This is a genomic window from Veillonella sp. ZSJB6 (assembly GCF_051549505.1).
In the GTDB taxonomy this organism is placed as follows: Bacteria; Bacillota; Negativicutes; order Veillonellales; family Veillonellaceae; genus Veillonella.
On record NZ_JBPUGE010000175.1, the window covers coordinates 1 to 238 of the forward strand.

Annotated in this window: 1 pseudogene; it reads left to right on the top strand. The window is 43.7% G+C overall.

The window, feature by feature from the left end:
* Window positions 1-52 precede the first annotated feature (52 nt).
* A pseudogene (locus tag ACSV5T_RS10335) lies at window positions 53-238 on the top strand (hypothetical protein); the annotation flags it as partial.

Here is a 238-nt window from a genome sequence, read left to right on the forward strand (position 1 = left end):
TCTAGCGTATTTACAGGACAAACCATTTTTTAAGGAATTATACATTTTGGGCATGCACAAGATTGGTCCTGTGAAAGATTATGAAGAATGGCTTGAAAATCGCGTAGAAGAAGAATACCAAAAGGTGATGAACGACGATGGCGACATGTCGCAATCGGAAGCCTTCGCCAAGGCGATGCAAGGAGGCGGACAAGGTCCTTCTGCAAGCTCTAGTGGTACTAGCTTTGATGATTTGAAG